Here is a 2376-nt window from a genome sequence, read left to right as displayed (position 1 = left end):
ACACGACGGTCCGAGCATGCCTACCGAGCGACGGCCACACACCTCACCTGCGAAAACGTGACCCTGCCTTCGGTTTGGGAATCGCTTCTCAGCGTAACGGGACTGGTGACGCGGGACTGCCAAGTTCACTGTTCGGCCCGGAGACACGACCTGTGGGGCCGCATCGAGCCGCTGCTGCCGCGATTCCTCGCTGCCCCCGTCATCCCGGCACCCCGCCCCTGGCGGCCCGTCTCCGCACGGCGAACGCCCATCGGCGGGCTACTCGGGGTCGGCTGCGCGGTCGGCCCGGCCAGAGGCCTGTTCGCGCCGGGCCCGAGCGGCGAGCTCCTCCCACCGGCCGCGGGCAGTGGTGCGGCCGAGGAATCGGCAGGCCGCCTCGGTGGCCCGGGCGACGGCGCCCCGGATTGGCGGCCATGAAGTCGGAGAGGCTCTGCGACCGTCACTGGCCGAGGGCAGGGTGCGGCCGGGGGGCGCCCGGCCGCAGCCTGCGGTGTCGCGGGCCGGGCAGCGGCTACTTCACGAAGGTCTCCACCACCTTCGGCGGCCAGACGCCGACCTTGAGCGCGCCCATCGAGTAGGCGCGGGACACCAGGGCTGCCCGGTTCGGGACGCGCAACTTCCGCAGCAGGCAGGTGACGTGGTACTCGACGCCCTGGCGGCTCAGGTAGAGCCGGGCGGCGAGCGGGACGGTGGAGACGCCGGCCGCGATGCCCTCGAGGATCCGGGCGTCGATCTCGCTGAGCAGCTTCTAGCGGTCGGTGACCACCTCGGACTCGGCCGCCTCGCCGTCGCGGTTGGGCATCATCACCATGATCGAGGACTCGTCGGGCCGGCCGCCGCGGACCATCACGGCGGTGAGCGGGACGGTGAACGCCTCGCCGTCCGGACCTACCGCTATGACGTCGGTCGCGAAGCGGTCGCGCGTCCATGGCGGGCACGGTCGCTTCGCCGAGCGCCACGGCGACACGGGTTCATCCGTGCTCGGTATTCCGTTAAGCCGGAACGGTTAACCCTCGGCGACGTTTGTCACACCCCCACTACAAAGCGGCGTATTCAGAAGATCCGTTTTGCGGATCATCCAGGAGCGTCATGCGAACTCGAATCACCACCCTGGTCCTGTCCGGGCTGACAACCGCCGCCCTCGCCCTGAGCGCCGGCACCCCGGCCCACGCCACACCCGCCGCCGACCCCACCTCGGCCACCGACCCCACCCAGGCCCAGGGCACCTGGATCGACAGCCTCCTACGCCTGGCCGACAACACCACCACCACGGCCAGCGACACCTGGACCTTCACCGGCAACGCCGCCCCCACCCACCGCGCCGACACCGGCATGGACACCGGCCCCGTCCCGGACGCCGGGACCGAGCAGCCCCCCACCGACGCCCAGGAGCCCACCGACCAAGCCGAACGCCCCGCCGACCAGGCCGCCACCACCCTCCCCGCCCCGGCCGACCCCTCCGGCGACTGCACCGAACCCGGGCACGAGCACCACGACCACATCACCAGCCCCAACCCCGGCGGCCACTGCATCTGCCTCCCCGACATCCCGAACTGGCAGCACGGCGAGCACGGCCAGCACGGCCAGCACGGCGAACACGGCCAGCACGGCGAACACGGCGAGCACGGCGAACACGGCGAACACGGCGAACACGGCGAGCACGGCGAACACGGCGAACACGGCGAACACGGCGAACACGGCGAACACGGCGAGCACGGCGGCCAGGAACAGGGTCAGGGACAGAACGGCCAGCAGAACCAGGGCCAGGACCAGAACCAGGGCCAGAACCAAGGTCAGGACCAGAACCAGGGCCAGGGCCAGGAACAGGGTCAGGACCAGCACGCCGCGCAGAACCAGGGTCAGGACCAGCACGTCGACGTCACCGTCATCCTCCAGAACAACACCACCACCAACCTCAACAACAGCACCACCAACACCGCCACCAGCGCCTCGAACAACACCGCGCAGAACAACGCCCAGAACACCGCCCTCACCAACCAGACGACCTCACAGACCAACCACCTCACCAACTACCAGACCCAGACCAACCACAACATCAACAAGCCCAGCACCCCCCAGCACCACTCCGCCCCCACCCACCCCACCACCCCCCAGCACCACCACGGTGAACTCGCCCACACCGGCGCCCCCACCACCCCCACCCTCCTCACCCTCACCACCGCCCTGCTCGCCACCGGTGCCGCCGCCCTCCACATCAGCCGGCGACGCCGCACCCCGGAGAAGAGCTGACGGAACGGCGCGACACCCACCTCTGGTCATCCATCGGTCGTCGAGCCGGTCGCGGGAATGGCAGAGCCGTAGTGGTGTCGAACGACCAGTAGGGCCGGATCGAGCCGCTGCTGCCGTACTGGCAGC

The 2376-nt window shown here is 70.4% G+C and carries 1 protein-coding gene and 1 pseudogene; one reads left to right on the top strand and one right to left on the bottom strand.

The window, feature by feature from the left end; translation table 11 throughout:
- Positions 1–511: 511 nt before the first annotated feature.
- Positions 512–922 (bottom strand): annotated as a pseudogene (locus tag ABT247_RS33065) (response regulator transcription factor); the annotation flags it as partial.
- Positions 923–1089: 167 nt separating this feature from the next.
- Here ABT247_RS33065 and ABT247_RS33060 point away from each other — a divergent pair.
- Positions 1090–2250: a hypothetical protein gene (locus ABT247_RS33060; RefSeq protein WP_350750232.1), complete on the top strand. Its 1161-nt coding sequence runs from the start codon at positions 1090–1092 to the stop codon at positions 2248–2250.
- Positions 2251–2376: the final 126 nt, after the last annotated feature.

It is taken from the genome of Kitasatospora sp. NPDC001539, from assembly GCF_040298565.1.
Taxonomy (GTDB): Bacteria; Actinomycetota; Actinomycetes; order Streptomycetales; family Streptomycetaceae; genus Kitasatospora.
The sequence above is the reverse complement of the archived record's forward strand: the minus strand, read 5'-3'. Positions and strand labels throughout refer to the sequence as shown.